The organism is Polynucleobacter sp. 31A-FELB (assembly GCF_018882405.1).
Classification (GTDB): domain Bacteria; phylum Pseudomonadota; class Gammaproteobacteria; order Burkholderiales; family Burkholderiaceae; genus Polynucleobacter.
The window spans coordinates 1-254 of the sequence record NZ_JACVOO010000046.1; the positions used below are offsets into that span (position 1 = coordinate 1).

General features: G+C 47.6%; 1 pseudogene. It reads right to left on the bottom strand.

The features are described from left to right. Positions 1 to 128: 128 nt before the first annotated feature. Positions 129 to 254 (bottom strand): annotated as a pseudogene (locus ICN30_RS11555) (IS3 family transposase); the annotation flags it as partial.

The following is a 254-nucleotide window of genomic DNA, read 5'->3' on the forward strand; positions in this document are numbered from 1 at the left end:
TAACCATCTTTTGCAATAAATGCATCGTTTATTGTGGCGAGTCCCACCGGAATTACTGGACTACTTTCCAATGGAATGACTGCCAGCTTTGAATTGGAATGAGTGGCAACATTCACTGTAATACGCAGGTACTTTTTGATGAAGGCGTACTTTAACCGGACTCCTTGGCAAAGTACGCGGCGGCCTTTTTTAGGATGTCGCGCTCTTCGGTAACCCGCCGCAGCTCCGCCTCCAGTCTTTTAAGCTTAGCCGTT